General features: G+C 73.9%; 14 protein-coding genes. 7 read left to right on the plus strand and 7 right to left on the minus strand.

Annotation, left to right across the window (positions count from 1 at the left end):
- Positions 1-47 precede the first annotated feature (47 nt).
- Positions 48-1,673, minus strand: coding sequence for a FadD3 family acyl-CoA ligase (locus ACZ7DY_RS26855; protein ID WP_471139258.1), 1,626 nt, complete (start codon positions 1,671-1,673; stop codon positions 48-50).
- Between the two features lie 135 nt (positions 1,674-1,808).
- On the opposite strand from ACZ7DY_RS26855, the gene ACZ7DY_RS26860 reads away from it, so the two are divergent.
- The 3 genes from ACZ7DY_RS26860 to ACZ7DY_RS26870 all read left to right on the plus strand — a co-directional run bounded on the left by ACZ7DY_RS26860 (position 1,809) and on the right by ACZ7DY_RS26870 (position 4,286).
- Entirely contained in the window at positions 1,809-2,960 is a 1,152-nt protein-coding gene (locus tag ACZ7DY_RS26860) for a lipid-transfer protein (protein ID WP_471139261.1), read from the plus strand.
- A gap of 70 nt (positions 2,961-3,030) precedes the next feature.
- Positions 3,031-3,492, plus strand: a complete 462-nt coding sequence (locus ACZ7DY_RS26865) for a Zn-ribbon domain-containing OB-fold protein (protein WP_471139262.1) — start codon at positions 3,031-3,033, stop codon at positions 3,490-3,492.
- Between the two features lie 11 nt (positions 3,493-3,503).
- Positions 3,504-4,286, plus strand: a complete 783-nt coding sequence (locus ACZ7DY_RS26870) for an enoyl-CoA hydratase/isomerase family protein (RefSeq protein ID WP_471139913.1) — start codon at positions 3,504-3,506, stop codon at positions 4,284-4,286.
- A gap of 26 nt (positions 4,287-4,312) precedes the next feature.
- Here ACZ7DY_RS26870 and ACZ7DY_RS26875 read toward each other — a convergent pair whose 3' ends face one another.
- A complete protein-coding gene (locus ACZ7DY_RS26875) occupies positions 4,313-5,497 on the minus strand; it encodes a DNA glycosylase AlkZ-like family protein (RefSeq protein ID WP_471139264.1) in 1,185 nt (394 codons plus the stop codon).
- Positions 5,498-5,630: 133 nt separating this feature from the next.
- On the opposite strand from ACZ7DY_RS26875, the gene ACZ7DY_RS26880 reads away from it, so the two are divergent.
- Positions 5,631-6,299: a hypothetical protein gene (locus ACZ7DY_RS26880; RefSeq protein WP_471139267.1), complete on the plus strand. Its 669-nt coding sequence runs from the start codon at positions 5,631-5,633 to the stop codon at positions 6,297-6,299.
- Between the two features lie 38 nt (positions 6,300-6,337).
- Here the strand turns inward: ACZ7DY_RS26880 and afsK are convergent, their stop codons facing one another.
- Positions 6,338-8,722 (minus strand): protein serine/threonine kinase AfsK, encoded by a 2,385-nt coding sequence (gene afsK, locus ACZ7DY_RS26885; protein ID WP_471139269.1) that lies wholly within the window; start codon positions 8,720-8,722, stop codon positions 6,338-6,340.
- 204 nt (positions 8,723-8,926) lie between these two features.
- Entirely contained in the window at positions 8,927-9,721 is a 795-nt protein-coding gene (gene kbpA, locus ACZ7DY_RS26890; RefSeq protein WP_471139272.1) for an AfsK-binding protein KbpA, read from the minus strand.
- Between the two features lie 156 nt (positions 9,722-9,877).
- Between kbpA and ACZ7DY_RS26895 the strand changes: the two genes are divergently transcribed.
- The gene (locus ACZ7DY_RS26895) at positions 9,878-10,525 is read left to right on the plus strand and encodes a TetR family transcriptional regulator (RefSeq protein WP_471139274.1); all 648 of its coding nucleotides are present in this window, start codon (positions 9,878-9,880) and stop codon (positions 10,523-10,525) included.
- A 119-nt stretch (positions 10,526-10,644) separates the two neighbouring features.
- On the opposite strand, the gene ACZ7DY_RS26900 is transcribed toward ACZ7DY_RS26895, so the two are convergent.
- Complete coding sequence (locus tag ACZ7DY_RS26900; RefSeq protein ID WP_471139275.1) at positions 10,645-11,121, minus strand: nitroreductase family deazaflavin-dependent oxidoreductase; 477 nt, start codon at positions 11,119-11,121, stop codon at positions 10,645-10,647.
- Positions 11,121-12,440, minus strand: coding sequence for an acyl-CoA dehydrogenase family protein (locus ACZ7DY_RS26905; protein ID WP_471139277.1), 1,320 nt, complete (start codon positions 12,438-12,440; stop codon positions 11,121-11,123). Before ACZ7DY_RS26905 ends, ACZ7DY_RS26900 begins: the two co-directional genes overlap by 1 nt.
- 153 nt (positions 12,441-12,593) lie before the next feature.
- On the opposite strand from ACZ7DY_RS26905, the gene ACZ7DY_RS26910 reads away from it, so the two are divergent.
- Entirely contained in the window at positions 12,594-13,775 is a 1,182-nt protein-coding gene (locus ACZ7DY_RS26910; protein ID WP_471139280.1) for a thiolase C-terminal domain-containing protein, read from the plus strand.
- 33 nt (positions 13,776-13,808) lie between these two features.
- Positions 13,809-14,510 (plus strand): pyridoxine/pyridoxamine 5'-phosphate oxidase, encoded by a 702-nt coding sequence (locus tag ACZ7DY_RS26915; protein WP_471139281.1) that lies wholly within the window; start codon positions 13,809-13,811, stop codon positions 14,508-14,510.
- 6 nt (positions 14,511-14,516) lie between these two features.
- Here the strand turns inward: ACZ7DY_RS26915 and ACZ7DY_RS26920 are convergent, their stop codons facing one another.
- Positions 14,517-15,377: a GNAT family N-acetyltransferase gene (locus tag ACZ7DY_RS26920; RefSeq protein WP_471139283.1), complete on the minus strand. Its 861-nt coding sequence runs from the start codon at positions 15,375-15,377 to the stop codon at positions 14,517-14,519.
- Positions 15,378-15,430: the final 53 nt, after the last annotated feature.

A 15,430-nucleotide genomic window follows, 5' to 3' on the forward strand; every position in this document is an offset into this window, starting at 1 on the left:
AGGCCGAGGGCGCTACGGCGTCCGCTGCTGCGGAGTAACCCCCGCCCCTACGAAGTAACCCCGGCCGCCCCAGCCCGGCGGTTCCGCAGTTCGCCCTTGAGCACCTTGCCGCTCGCGTTCCGGGGCAGGGCCGCCAGGAATTCCACCGTGCGCGGGACCTTGTAGTTCGCCATCTCGCGGCGTGCCCAGGCGATCAGGTCGTCCGCCGTGACGAGGGATCCGGGGCGCCGCACCACGTACGCCTTGCCGACCTCGCCGAGCCGGGGGTCGGGCACCCCGATCACCGCGACGTCGGCCACGTCGGGGTGGAGGCCGAGGAGCTGTTCTACCTCGGCCGGATAGGCGTTGAAGCCGCCGACGATGAACATGTCCTTGATGCGGTCCGTGATGCGGAGGTTGCCGTCCGCGTCGAGGACGCCGACGTCGCCGGTGCGCAGCCAGCCGTCGGGACCGAGGCACTCCTTCGTGGCGGCCGGGTCCTCGAAGTAGCCCTGCATGACGTTGTGGCCGCGGACGAGGACCTCGCCCGGCAGGCCGGGTGCCGGTGGTTCGCCCGAGGCTGTCACCACCCGGACCTCCGTGCCGGGGATGGCCCGGCCCGAGGTGGCGGCGACGACCTCCACCGGGTCGCCGCGGCGGCACATCGTGACGATGCCGCCGGCCTCCGAGAGTCCGTACGCGGTCAGGACGGTGGCGACGCGGAGTTCGGTCCGCAGCCGCTCCACCAGTCGCAGCGGCACCACCGCGGCGCCGGTGACCACCAGCCGCAGGGCGGACAGGTCGTGCTGGTCGCGGGCGGGGTGGTCGAGGATCGACTGGTGCAGGGTGGGCGGGCCCGGCAGGACGGAGATGCGTTCCGCGGCGACGTTGGCGAGGACCGTGTCCACGTTGAAGACCGGTTGCGGGACCATCGTGGCGCCGCGCATCAGGCAGGCGATGATCCCGGCCTTGTAGCCGAAGGTGTGGAAGAACGGGTTCACGATGAGATAGCGGTCGCCCTCGCGCAGCCCGGCGAGGTCGCTCCACACGTCGTAGCAGCGCAGGGTCTGCGCGTGGGTGATGACGGCGCCCTTGGGGCGGCCCGTCGTGCCTGACGTGTAGATGATGTCCGAGGGGGCGGAGCTCTCGACGGACTCCGCCCGGGTGCGGACCGCGGCCGTGTCCACGCCGTCGCCGCCCGCGAGGAACTCCTTCCAGGTGCGGAAGGACGGCGGGGCGTCGTCGGAGAGCACGACCACCTGGTCCAGGTGGGGCAGGCCGGGCAGCGGCCCCTCCCCCGGTCCTTCGGCCGCCGCCCGGCGCAGCGATGCGACGTAGGACGTGCCGAGGAAGGTGCCCGTGACGAAGAGGAGCCTGGCGCGGCTGCGGGCCAGGACGTACGCCGCCTCCGCGCCCTTGAAGCGGGTGTTGAGGGGGACGAGGACCGCGCCGGCCGAGACGGCGCCGAGCGCGGAGACGATCCAGTCGAGGGTGTTGGGCGCCCAGACGGCCACGCGGTCGCCGGGTTCGACGCCGGCGGCCATGCAGGCGGCCGCGGCCCGCTCGACGCGCTCGCCGAGCTGCGTGTATGAGACGCGGGTGCGGCCCTCGACGACGGCCTCGCGCGGGCCGTACCGTTCGACGGCCGCCCGCACCAGTCCCGGGACGCTGCCCCACTCCAGGTCGCCGCGCATCGCAAGCCCCTCCCGACGTGTAGCTGACTACCCGTCAGATTAGCTGTAGCCTGACGCCCTGTCAGCAGGCGGGACGCGCCCGCGACATGGTGGCAGGCCGCGACAGGGGCCCGCATTCCGGAGGTGCCGTTGCCCATGGCTTCACTCAAGGACGCTACAGCGATCGTCGGGATCGGCCAGACCCCGTTCGCCAAGCAACTCCCGCAGACCGAGAAGGAGTTGGCGTGCCGGGCCATCGTCGCCGCCCTCGACGACGCGGGCATCGCCCCGGCCGAGGTCGACGCCTTCGCCTCGTACACGATGGAGGAGACCGACGAGGTCGAGGTCGCCAAGGCCATCGGCGCGGGCGACGTCACCTTCTTCAGCAAGGTCGGCTACGGCGGCGGCGGTTCGTGCGCCACCGTCGCGCACCTCGCCGCCGCCATCGCCACCGGGCAGGCGGGCGTCGGCGTCGCCTGGCGCTCGCGCAAGCGCGGCAGCGGACCGCGCCCCTGGAAGAACACGACCGTGCAACTGCCCACGCCCGGCCAGTGGACGCGCCCCTTCGGCCTCCTCAGGCCCGCCGACGAGATCGCGATGCTGGCCCGCCGCCACATGCACGAGTACGGCACGACGCGCGACCACCTCTTCAACGTCGCCCTCGCCTGCCGCAACCGCGCCAACCAGAACCCGGCCGCGATGATGTACGAGCGTCCGCTGACCCGCGACATGTATATGACCTCGCGCTGGATAAGCGAGCCCCTCTGCCTCTTCGACAACTGCCTGGAGACCGACGGCGCGCTGGCCTGCGTCGTCGTCTCCGCCGAGCGGGCGCGCGACTGCCGACAACGGCCCGTGTACGTCCACTCCGTCGCGCAGGGCCTGCCCGCCCAGCACCACGGCATGGTCAACTACTGGAACGACGACCCGCTCTCAGGACCGGCCTGGACGGCCGCCCGACACCTGTGGAAACAGGCGGACTTCGGTCCGCAGGACGTGGACGTGGCCCAGATCTACGACGCGTTCACGCCGCTCATCCCGCTCTCCCTGGAGGGCTACGGCTTCTGCGGGCGCGGCGAGGGCGGCGCCTTCACGGAGGGCGGCGCGCTGGAGAGCGGCGGACGGCTGCCGATCAACACGGGCGGCGGCGGCCTCAGCGAGGCGTACGTCCACGGCTTCAACCTCATCAACGAAGGCGTGAAACAGCTGCGCGGCACCTCCACGGCGCAGGTCCCCGACGCCTCCACCTGCCTGGTGACGGCGGGCGAGGGGGTCCCCACCTCGGCGCTGCTGCTCCGGGCCCCGTGAGCGGCGGGGGCCACCGCGCAAGCACCCACCAGGAAGCACAAGAAGCCCGCACTCGGCAAGGGACACTCCCATGGCAGACGCGACACCGACGACCGAGACCCTCCTGACGCCCACCGTGGACGACGACGGCGCCCCCTTCTGGTCCTACGCCGCCCGGGGCGAACTCCGCATACAGGCCTGCGCGGCCCCCGCCTGCGGTGAACTCCGCTTCCCGCCCCGCCCCTGCTGCCCCCACTGCCGGTCCTTCGACAGCGAGTGGCGCAGGATGAGCGGCCGCGGCCGCATCTGGTCCTACGTCTTCCCGCACCCGCCCCTGCTGCCCGCCTACGCGGCCCAGGCCCCGTACAACGCGATCGTCGTCGAACTCGCCGAAGCACCCCGCATCCGTCTCGTCGGCAACCTCGTCGCGGCCCCCGACGCCCCGCTCGACTCCGTGGCCCCGGAACGGCTCCGCATCGGCGCGAAGGTGCAGGTCGTCTTCGCGGACGTCGGCGGGACCGTGGTCCCGCGCTGGATCCTGGAGCGCCCGTGACACCGCGGGAGATGGGGGGAGCCGGGCTGCGGGTGGCGGTCGACGAGGAGACCGGCGTGGCGGTCCTCACCCTGGACCGCCCGGAGCACCACAACGCCATCGGCCTGGACACGGCCGCCGAACTCTCCCGCGTCTGGCGGCGGTTCCGCCGCGACGACACCGTGCGGGCGGTGGTGGTGACGGGCGCGGGCGAACGGGCTTTCTGCACGGGCATCGATCGCGACGCGGACGTCCCGCAGCCCGACTCCCCGTACACGATCGACGATCCGCTCCTCACGATCGGCCCGAAGGCGAACGACCTCTGGAAGCCGGTGATCGCCGCGGTCAACGGCATGGCGTGCGGAGGCGCCTTCTACCTCATCGGCGAGGCCGAGTTCGTGGTGGCGGACGAGCACGCCACGTTCTTCGACCCGCACACGACGTACGGCATGGTCAGCGCGTACGAGACGATCCACATGGCGCAGCGCATGCCGTTCGGCGAGGTGGCGAGGATGGCGCTGATGGGGACGGCGGAACGTATCTCGGCGCGCCGGGCCCACGAGACGGGCCTCGTCTCCGAACTGACGCCTGCCGGTGGCTCGTTGGACGCGGCGGTCCGGGCCGCCGTCACGATCGCGTCGCATCCCACGGAGGCGGTCCAGGGCACGGTACGGGCTCTCTGGTCGGCGAAGGAGGCGGCACGCACTCAGGCGCTGGCGCACGCGCCGCACCTGATCGCGCTGGGCAACCTGCCGCCGGACCGGCAGGCGGAACTGTTCGCGGCCCGGCGCGGCAGAGAGTTCCGCACGCGATAGACGGCCGGACCCCCGGGGGCCACGACTCACGCCCTCAACTCGGCGACGCGCGGCGCCCTGCTCTTCGGGGAGTCGAGGCTGAAGGCGCGGGCGTCGCCGAGTTCGTCGCGCACGAAGGCCTCGGTGGCGGCCACGGCCTCGCGCAGGGCGCGGTCACCGGCGCGCCGCGCGCCGTCGAAGACGCGCCACACCACCTCGCCCCGCTCGACGTCGTACTCCCAGAGCCCGACGAGACGACCCCGGTCCACGATCATGTGCGCGGGCGCGTCGGCCAGGCCGCCGAGGCGCCGCCCGCCGAACTCCCGCTCGGCATCGGCCGGTTCGACGATCCGGCCGAAGTCGCGGTGCAGGAGGTGGATGCCGTCGACGCCGGCGAGCAGGGCGTACGAGGGGTCCTCGGGCGCGGCGAACGCCTCGAACGCGTCGACCAGCTCCGGCGGCATCAGCATCCCCTGCCCCACGTCGACCAGGCCGAGCCCGGCGACGGCCGCCTTCACCGCCGCCGCGGTGAGCCCGGAGAACCAGCGGAAGTGCGCGAGGGAGGCCGGCGCCGCCCAGTCGAAGTAGCGGCGGGCAAGAGCGGCACGGGCGGCCTCCGGGGTGAGGCCGCCGAGGTCGATGTCCCAGGCGACGTAGCCGTACCGCTGCTGGTCGAGGCGGCCGTCCACCGGGACGCGGCGGATCCGGCCGCGCGCCTGCAGCAGCCCGAGGGCGAGCGGCAGCGTCGTACTGAGGCCGCGCTTCTTGCCCTCGGGTCCGAGGGAGCGCACGGCGTCGCCGGTGGCGGCCTTGATCCTCGCGGGGTCCAGGGGTACGTCACCGAGGGCGCCGCGCACGGCCTCGCACAGGCCGTCCAGCTCGGCCGGGGTGACCCCCAGATGCTTCGCCGCCTGCCGGGCCTCGGCCTCCGGGGCGTGGGCGCCGACGGTGAGGCCGAGGGCATAGTCGGCGGCGGGCAGCACGTAGGCGCAGCCGCGGGCGGAGGGCAGCTCGTGGATCTCCAGCCGTGCGACAGCGGCGTCGATCTCCTCCCGGGAGGCGCCGCAGCGGGCACGCAGCCCCAGGTAGGGGCCCGAGCCGCCGACGGAGCGGGCCCAGCCGGTGCGGGCGAGGGCGTCGGCGGGACCGCTGCCGAGAAGCCGGCCGTCCAGGCCCTGCCGGTGGGACCACCAGGCACGGAGGCGGGCGCGGCGGCGTTCTTCCTGGTCCATGGGGTCAGTCTGGCCACATGGCGGGGGTCACGCACTCGGCGTAGCGTCGATCTTGAGAGAAGCGTACGAATTGCGCACCGCGACACTTACGCACGCACGGACGCACGGACGCACGCACAGGAGGCCACCCGCCATGGTCCGCAACGTCGTCGGGTCGGTCCTCGCTCTCATCGGAGCGACGGCCGCCGTATGGAGCCCCTTCCGAGCCTGGTACGACGGCCGTCACGGACGTGACTTCCGCATCGGGGAACTGTTCTCCGCCGACGGGGTCACGGACGCCGGGGCGAACCTCTTCGCCTCACTCTTCCTGCCGTTCGCCTTCGCGGCACTGCTGACGTTGGCCGGACTGCTCCTCAGATCCCGGCTGCTCGTGGCGGTGGCGGGCGTCCTGGTACTCGGCTTCACGGTGCTGTGGATGGTCCGCCAGGGCCAGGCGAGAGGCAGCCTGTCCGTCGCGGGTGACGGCTCGGGGCTCGGGCAGGGTGTGCTGGGGGCGTTCGGGGGCGGAGCACTGCTGCTGATCGCGGCGGCGGTGATGAGGGGGCGGGTGCGGGGGCGGCGCGGCCGGCGCGGGGCCGGCGGGCAGGATTACGAGGACCCGGCGCCTTACGCGGCTCCGGCGCCGCCCCCGCATCCGGACCCGTACGGGACCCAGGAGGTCCCGACTCCGGCGCCGCCGCACCCGGACCCGTACGGGACCCAGGAGGTCCCCCCGTACGAGGACGACACGAGAACCTGGCCCACACCACCGCCACCACCACCGGCGGCGCCACCGCCCGGGGCAAGGCCCCCGGAGTACTAGGCCAGGCGCCCCCAGCCCCCCGGCCCCCCGGCCCCCGCCTAGGCCCGCGGCACCGTCCCCGTCCCCCGCTCCGCGTCCAACGCGTACACGCAGCGGTCCTTGCTGCACGCGTACACCACTCCGTCCCGTACCACCGGCGCCCCCGTGATCTCGCCGCCGGTCGCCAGTTTCCAGCGGAGGCGGCCGTCGTCGGCCTTGAGGGTGTACAGGAGGTGGTCCGTGGAGCCGAAGTGGATGCGGCGGTCGGCGACGACGGGCGCGCCGACGACTTCGCCGCCCGCCTGGAAGCGCCACTTCGGGGTGCCGGTGACGGCGTCGAGGGTGTAGAGGCCCTTGCCGCTGCCGACGTGGACGTGGCCGTCGGCGACGAGTACGGGCTCGATCGACGAGCGGGATTCCGTGGCGATGCGCCACCGGTCGCGGCCGTCCGTCGCGTCGAGGGCGTACACCGTGCCGAGGTAGTCGGCGAGGTACACGCCGCCGCCGGTGACGGCGGGGCCGGGGGCGAAGGCGGGCGGGCAGAGGAAGGCGGCGGGTGCTTCGAAGTGCCAGCGGACGTGCCCGCTGATCACGTCGATCGCGAGGACGCGGCTGCCCGCGGCCACGTACACGTATCCGTCCTGCGCCTGGGTGAGCCGTACCGGTACGCCTCCGCAGGAGGCGGCGTCGCCGACGGGGTAGGACCAGCGTTCCTCGCCGGTCCGCGCCTCCAGGGCGCGCAGCCGCGCGTCCTTCCAGACGTAGACCGTGCCGTCGATGACCGCGGGTCCGGCCTCGGGTGTCTCGAAGTCGGTCTGGGCGCCGGTGATCTCCCAGAGCTTCTCGCCGTTGGCGGCCTCCCAGGCCTGGACGCCGCCGCCGCGGGTGCCGGTGACGACGGTGCCCCGGTCGGCCTGGAGGGAGTAGACCCAGGCGTCGGTGGAGAGCCGCCACAGGTCGGAGCCGTCGGCGCCGTCGAGGGCGTAGAGGGTGGGGCCGTCGGAGGCGTGGATGCGGCCGTCGGCCACCGCCATGGACCAGGCGACGTCGCGGGTCTTGAAGCTGCGGCGGCCGGTGCCGACGTCCAGGGCGTGGACCTCGAAGGAGGTGACGTAGACGAGGTTGCCGGAGACGGCCGGGGTGCCCCAGACGTCGTTGGACATGCGGAAGCGCCACGGCCGCCACGACGTGGGGCCCGCGTCGGGTGCGGGGGCGGGCGCGGGTACGGCGGGGGCGGCCGGCTCGGCGGCGTGGCCCGCGGGCCGGTGCTGGGAGGAGCGCGACCAGGAGGCGGCGAGGCCGAAGTCGCCGGCGACGGCGGCGTGGCCGCGGGCGTCGGCGGGGCGCGGCCCTGGTCCGATCGGCACCTTCGCGCCGGCGAGCCGCACGGGCCCGGCGTCGGGGGTGACGGCGAAGGGCGGCCGGGAGGGGGCGGGCGGCGGCAGCTGCGGGGGCGGCGGCGCGGTGACGGGCGGGGCGGCCGCGGCGGCGCCCCGGCCGCCGCTGCGGCCCGCGGAGACGGGGACGCGGGCGGGCGGCCGGCCGCCGCGGCGGGCCTCGATGAGGGCGACGGCGCGTTCGGGGAGCCAGGCGGATGCCGTGCCGCTGTCGTCGTTGTCGGCGCTCTCGGAGGCGAAGAGGTGGGGGGCGAGCTGCGCCTGGAGGTCGGCGGGGCTCGGCCGCAGCGTCGCCTCCATCTGCATGCAGGATTCGATGAGGGGGCGCAGTTCGTCGGGGAGGCCTTCGAGGTCGGGCCCTTCCCGCAGCAGCATGAAGACGGTCTCGACGGGGTTGGCGCCGTGGAACGGCGCGTGCCCGGTGGCGGCGAAGACGAGGGTGGAGCCGAGCGAGAAGACGTCGCTGGCGCCGGTGACGCTGCGCGAGTCCTTGGCCTGCTCGGGTGACATGTACGCGGGTGTGCCGACGGCGACGTTCGTCATGGTCAGCCGGGTGTTGGAGACGCCGGAGGCGATGCCGAAGTCGATGACGCGGGGTCCGTCCTCGACGACGAGGACGTTGGAGGGCTTGAGGTCACGGTGGACGAGTCCGGCGCCGTGGATGGACTCCAGGGCCTCGGCCACGCCTGCCGCCAGCCAGCGCACGGCCTGGGTGGGCAGCGGCCCGTGTTCATTCACTATTTCTTCGAGGGAGGGCGCGGGGACGTACGCCGTGGCGAGCCAGGGCACGGCGGCCCGCGGGTCGGCGTCGACCACCGCCGCCGTGTAGAAGCCGGACACGGCGCGGGCCGCCTCGACCTCGCGCGTGAAGCGGACACGGAACAGCTGGTCCTCGGCGAGCTCGGTCCGCACCGTCTTGATCGCCACGCGGCGCCCCGACGCGGAGCGCGCGAGATAGACCAGACCCATGCCACCGGCACCAAGTCGGCCGAGGACCTCGAACGGCCCGATCCGCCTCGGATCGTGCTGCGTCAGCTGATCCACCACTTGCCTTGCCACCTCCCCGTACGCGGCCGCCGAAGAAGACAGCCCCGTGCAGCGTCTCACCACCGAGCCGCTACGGCGGCACGCACCCTGATTCTTCCTGTCCGAGCCGGTCGTTGCGAACCCGGGGCGGGATCGGGGTGTCTAGGGACAAAACCCCACTGCCGGGGGCCGTGGGGCGGCCCGTACGGGCCCGGGGACGGCCGCTCAGTCCTGGAGGACGGCGAACGTCGCCCCTTGATTGTCGGTGAGGACCGCGGTCCTGCCGTACGGGGTGTCGGCGGGCGGTGCCTGGACGCGTCCGCCGAGCCGGACGGCGGCAGCGGCCGTGGCGTCGGCGTCGGTGACGGCGAAGTGGACGAGGAAGTGCGGGGGCATGCGGGCGGCGGATGCGGAGCCGGAGAGCAGGGCGCGGCCGCCGATGGCGGTGCCGGGGCCGGGTTCGGTGCCGGGCGGTGACCAGGCGCGGAATTCCTCGCCGCCGAGGTCGAGGTCGGTGCCGCGGTATCCGAAGACGCCCTCGTAGAAGGGGTCGACCAGGTCCTTGTCGCGGGAGCGGACCTCGGTCCAGCGGTACGCGCCGGGGCGCCGCCGCACGCCGAAGCCCTGGTGGGTGCCGGCCTGCCAGAGGCCGAAGACGGCGCCCTCGGGGTCGGCGGCGAGGGCCATCGTGCCGGCGGGGCCGACCGGTACGGCCTCTCTGATCATCGAGCCGCCGGCGGCCCTGATCCGTTCGCCGAGCGCGGCCGCGTCGGGCGTGGCCAGGTACACGGTCCATACGGTGGGCATGCGGCCGTCGGCCTTGGGGGCGAGCGCGGCGGCGGGCAGGCCCTCGCGGTAGGCCTGGACGTAGGGCCCGGGTCCGGGGCCGGTGTCGAAGGTCCACCCGAAGAGCTCACCGTAGAACCGCTTGCCGCCCTCGACGTCGGGGAGCATCGCGTCGGTCCAGCAGGGCACGCCCTGCGCGAATCCGCCCCCTGTGTCCTGCTCTGCGTAGTCCATGCCAGTCAAGCTAGCTCCCGCCCCGGCCCCCCGCACCGCACATATTCGAACACTTGCTCCATTCCCGTGGGGTGAGCCCCCGCCGCGCTCACGCGCCCCAACCCCATTTGCACTCGGCCGAATCGCGCTCCGATCACCCCTCGGTAAGCTGACGGCATGACAGGACAGGTACGTACCGTCGACGGCCGCGTGGCCGGTCGGCGCGGTCAGGCGACGCGTCAGAAGCTGCTCGACTGCCTCAGCGAGATGCTCAGCTCCTCGCCATACCGGGACGTCAAAGTCATCGACGTCGCCCGGAAGGCGGGGACTTCACCCGCGACCTTCTACCAGTACTTCCCGGACGTGGAGGGCGCCGTCCTGGAGATCGCGGAGCAAATGGCCGCGGAGGGCGCCGAGTTGACCCAGCTGCTCGACGGCCGCTCCTGGGTGGGCAAGGCGGGGTGGCAGACCTCCCAGGACCTGGTCGAGGGCTTCCTCGACTTCTGGCGCAAGAACGACGCGATCCTCCGGGTCGTCGACCTCGGTGCCGCCGAGGGCGACAAGCGCTTCTACAAGATCCGGATGAAGATCCTCAATTCGGTCAACAACTCCCTTACGGACACCGTCAAGGAGCTGCAGGCCAAGGGCAAGGTCGACAAGGACGTGAGCCCCGCGGCCATGGCGGGCTCCCTCGTCGCGATGCTCGCCGCCGTCGCCTCCCACCAGCGCGGCTTCCAGACGTGGGGCGTGAAGCAGGCCGAACTCAAGCCCAATCTCGCCCTGTTGGTGCATTTGGGCGTCACCGGCAAGAAGCCGGCGAAGTAGCCCCGACCGGGCACACCCCTTCCCCAGCCCCCCAGTCCTGTCAGCCCGACGGCGGATCACCGAGGTGATCCGCCGCTGTGGTCTGTACCCCCCCGTACCCCCCTCCGGCGCCGTCCCGGTCAGCGCCGCTCCAGACGGAACAGCCGTATCTCCCGGTCCACCCGGGACTGGTACGCGGCGTACGGCGGCCAGAATTCCAGCGCCGCCGCCCAGGCCGCCGCCCGCTCCTCCCCGTCGAGCAGCCGCGCCCGCACCGGCACGTCGGTGCCCCGCCAGCTGATCTCCGCATCGGGGTGGGCGAGCAGATTGGCCGTCCACGCGGGGTGGCCGGGCCGCCCGAAGTTGGAGCCGACCAGCAGCCAGGTCCCCGCCCCACCCTCCTCGGGCATGCACGCCAACGGCGTACGTCTCGGCAGTCCGCTCTTCGCGCCCCGCGCGGTCAGGATGACGCCGGGCAGCATCCGCGCGCTCAGGAGCACCTTGCCGCGGGTCAGGCGGTGCACGGCCCGGTCCATCGCGGGGATGAAGTGCGGGGCGATCCTGGCGAAGGCGCGGGTGGACGACACCTTCTGCACCATCCGCAGCCCGGGCGGCATCAGCCGGCCTTCCCGAGCACGGCCGACGCGGCGGCCCCGTCACCCTCGGCCGGGGTCAAGCCTTCGGCCGGGGTCGAGCCCTCACCCTGACCTCCGCCCTCCCCCGGGCCGTCGGCGCCCCTGCGGTCCGCGAAGAGGCCGGCCCGTTCGGCGGCCCGCGCCCGCAGCCGGTGCACCGGGCCGAAGAGCAGTTCGTCGCCGGAGGCCCGCTTGAAGTACAGATGCGCCTCGTGCTCCCAGGTGAAGCCGATCCCGCCGTGCAGCTGCACGGCCTCGGCGGCGGCGGTGCGCAGCGCGTCGAGGCTCTGCGCCAGCGCGAGCCCGCCGGCCCGTTCGGCGCCCTGCCCGCCGAACCCGGCGGCCTCGGCGCCCGCGGCCCACGCCGCGTAGTAGGCGGCCGACCGCGCGGCCTGCACCTGTACGTACACATCGGCCAGCCGGTGCTTCACCGCCTGGAAGGAGCCGATCGCCCGCCCGAACTGCTCGCGCTGCCGGACGTATTCGACGGTGCGCTCCAACGCCCGGTCGGCCGCGCCGACGGCCTCCGCCGCGACGACGGTGGCGGCGACGTCCCCCGCGGCGGCGAGCGCGGCCGGCACGTCGGCCTGCTCGTCGCCGAGCAACTCCGCCGCCACGTCGCGCAGTTCGACGCGGGCCTGGGTGCGGGTCTCATCGAGGGCGGTCTGCCGTGTGCGCACCATGCCGGGCGCTCCCTCGCGTACGAGGAAGAGGAGCGTACGGGAGCGGGCGAAGCCGCCCGCGTGCGCGGCCACCACGAGCAGCCCCGCGCTGTGGCCGTCGATGACCTGCTCGGCCTGCCCGTACAGCCGCCACCCCCCGTCGGCCTGCCGCGCCTGCACGCCGCCCGCCCGGCCGCCCCCCGCCCAGTCGCCCCGGTTGTCCCCGGCGAGGCCGAGCGCGGTGGCGAGTCCGGTGCCGGGGACGACGAGGGCGGCGGTCAGCGCACCGGCGGCGATCCGGGGAAGGAGGCCGGTGCGCTGCTCCTCGGTGCCGAGCGCGAGGATCAGGGGGGCGGCGAGTACGGCGGTGGCGAAGAGCGGCGTGGGCGCGAGGGCACGCCCCAACTCCTCGCACCCGAGGGCGAGTTCCGCCGCCGTACAGCCGACGCCTCCGTAGACCTCGGGGATCGCGAGGCCGGGCAGGCCCAGCTGTTCGGCGAGGGCGGTCCAGAGCGCGGCGTCGTGCCCGGCCGGGGTGCGGACGGCCGCCTTGACCTCGTCGGGCCCGCACCGCTTGGTGATCATCTCGCGAAGGGTGCGGCGGATCTCGCCCTGCTCCGCGCTGAAGGCGGCGTCCATCGGCAGGCTCCTCCCCCGGGCACGGCGACCCGGACCCGAATCTGACGGGGCGTCATGCTAGGCCGGTGACACCGATATGCACAGAGCGATGACACCCCACGACGGACCACCGCCCCTGCCTCACACTCCCTCATCTGATGTACCGTCAGATTCATGGCTGCTCCCACCCGCTCCACCTCCCGCAAGGTCGCCGTCGTCGGTGCCGCCCTCTCGGACTGCGGCCGGGTCGACGAGGCCACGCCCTACGCCCTGCACGCCCAGGCCGCCCGCCGCGCCCTCGCCGACTCCGGCCTCGGCCGCGACGTCATCGACGGCATCGCCTCGGCCGGCCTCGGCACCCTCGCCCCGATCGAGGTCGCCGAGTACCTGGGCCTCAAACCCCGCTGGGCCGACTCGACCTCGGTCGGCGGCGCCACCTGGGAGGTCATGGCCGCCCACGCGACGGAGGCGATAGCGGCGGGCCGGGCCGACGCCGTCCTGCTCGTCTACGGATCCACCGCCCGCGCCGACATCAAGGCACGGCGCCGCACCTCGAACCTCTCCTTCGGCGCCCGCGGCCCGCTCCAGTTCGAAGTCCCGTACGGCCACTCCCTGATCGCCAAGTACGCGATGGCGGCCCGCCGCCACATGCACCGGTACGGCACGACGCTGGAGCAGCTCGCCTCGGTGGCCGTCCAGGCCAGGGCCAACGCGGCGACCAACCCGGACGCCATGTTCCGCGACCCGATCACCCTCGACGAGGTGCTCGGCGGACCGATGATCGCGGACCCGTTCACCAAGCTGCACTGCTGCATCCGCTCCGACGGCGGCTGCGCCGTGCTGCTCGCCGCGGAGGAGTACGCGCGGGACTGCGCCGCCGAACCGGTGTGGGTGCTCGGCGCGGGCGAGCACGTCTCGCACACCACCATGTCGGAGTGGGACGACTTCACGGTCTCCCCGGCGGCCGTCAGCGGCCGCCTCGCCTTCGAGCGGGCGGGGGTGCGCCCCGCGGACATCGACATCGCGGAGATCTACGACGCCTTCACGTACATGACCCTGGTGACCCTGGAGGACCTCGGCTTCTGCGCGAAGGGCGAGGGCGGTTCCTTCGTCGAGAAGGGCCGCCTGCTGCGGGACGGCGGACTCCCCACCAACACGGACGGCGGCGGCCTCTCCGCCCAGCACCCGGGCATGCGGGGCCTGTTCCTCCTCGTCGAGGCGGTACGCCAACTGCGCGGCCGCGCGGGCGAGGGCCAGGTCAGACGCGCCGACGGCACCCTGCCCGAACTGGCGGTGGCGTCCGGGACCGGCGGCTGGTTCTGCTCGTCGGGGACGGTGATCCTCGGCCGGGGGTGAGAGAAGCCGAGCCGCCCCGAGGACAATCACCGTATGACGACACCCGCCCCACCCCCCGGGCCCGACGCCGCCGACACCCCCGCCGCCGCGTTCCGGCGGCTGCTCAGGGCCCAGCGGGTCTGGGACGTCGAGCTGCCCGCCTTCGACACCGCCGCCGCGCCCGACGCCCCGCTCCCCCTGTTCCACGCGTGGTTCGCGGAGGCGGTCGCCGCCGGACAGGCCGAACCGCACACCATGACCCTGGCGACCGTGGCGCGGGACGGCGGCCCCGACGCGCGCACCGTCATGCTGCACGACGCGGACGACCGCGGCTGGCACTTCGCCTCGCACGCGACCAGCAGGAAGGGCCGCCAGCTCGCGGCCAGGCCGGAGGCCGCCCTGCACTTCTACTGGGCGGCGCAGGGCCGGCAGATCCGGATCAGGGGCCGGGTCACCACGGCACCCCACGCCGAGAGCCTCGCCGACCTGCACGCCAGGTCGACCGGGGCGCTGGCCGCCGCGCTGGTGGGCCGGCAGAGCGACATCCTCGCGGAGTACGGGGAGCTGGCGCGGTCGTCCGAGGCCGCCTGGGAGCGCGCCCGGGCGGAACCGGACGCGGACGCGCCGACGTGGACGCTGTACGTCCTCGACCCCGTAGAGGCGGAGTTCTTCCAGGGGGACGCACGACGCCGGCACGTGCGGCTGCGGTACCGGCGGACGGAGGGCCGTTGGCTCAAGGAGCTGCTGTGGCCGTGACCCGCCCTAGCCGAAGTCGTACTGGGCGAAGTCCCGGACGGGGCGGTACCCGATGCGCTGGTAGAGGCCGTTGCTGGTCGCGTTCCCCAGGTCCGTGAAGAGCAGCACCTCGTCGGCGCCCGCGTCAAGGGCGGCGCGGGTGGCGGCGGCGGTGGCGGCACCGCCGTAGCCGCGGCCGCGGAGCCCGGCGGGGGTGTAGACGGGGGCCACGCGGACCTGGCCCGCGACGCGGGGCGTGACGCCCGCCATGGCGACGGGGGTGCCGTCGGGGGTCTCCCAGAGGGTGACGCCGCCGTAGGCGATACGGGCGTCCGCCCAGTCGCCCGGGGCCATGGCGGGACGCTCGCCGACGGCCTCGCCGAACTCCTCGTGCCAGCGGCCCAGCAGCTCCCGGTCGGCCGCCGTGGCCACGCGGGCGCGGCCGGCCGGGGCGGGCTCGGGCGGCGCGAGCTTGCCGAGCCGGTACAGGCGCTGGCGCACGCCGAGCGAGCCGGGCGCCCCCGTGTGCTCCTGCCAGGCCCGCGCGAAGGCCTCGGCGGTGTCCCGCTCGGCGGCGACTCCGGGCAGGTCGGGGGCGACCGGAGCGAGCTGCCGGACAAGGGAACCGGCGGCCTCGGAACCGACCGGAGTGAGGGTCACACGGTGCGGCGGGGTCCGCAAGAAGGCACCCCGGACGGCACCGTCCTCGACATACGTACCGAAGAGGGGATCCCCGTCCCCGTACGCCCGGAGCCCACGCATCCGCAACACCTCGGTGACGCTCAACAGAACGGTATGCAGAGCGGGTTCGGAGTACAGAAATGCACCGGCGCGACCAAGAAAACCATCAAGATCGCCGGTGAACTCCCAGCCGGGAACGGTCGACATCGTGAGTACTGAAGGATCTACGGGCATGTCCCATCTTCCCCCGCGCCCCCCGC

The sequence above is a fragment of the Streptomyces sp. NPDC037013 genome (assembly GCF_055607265.1).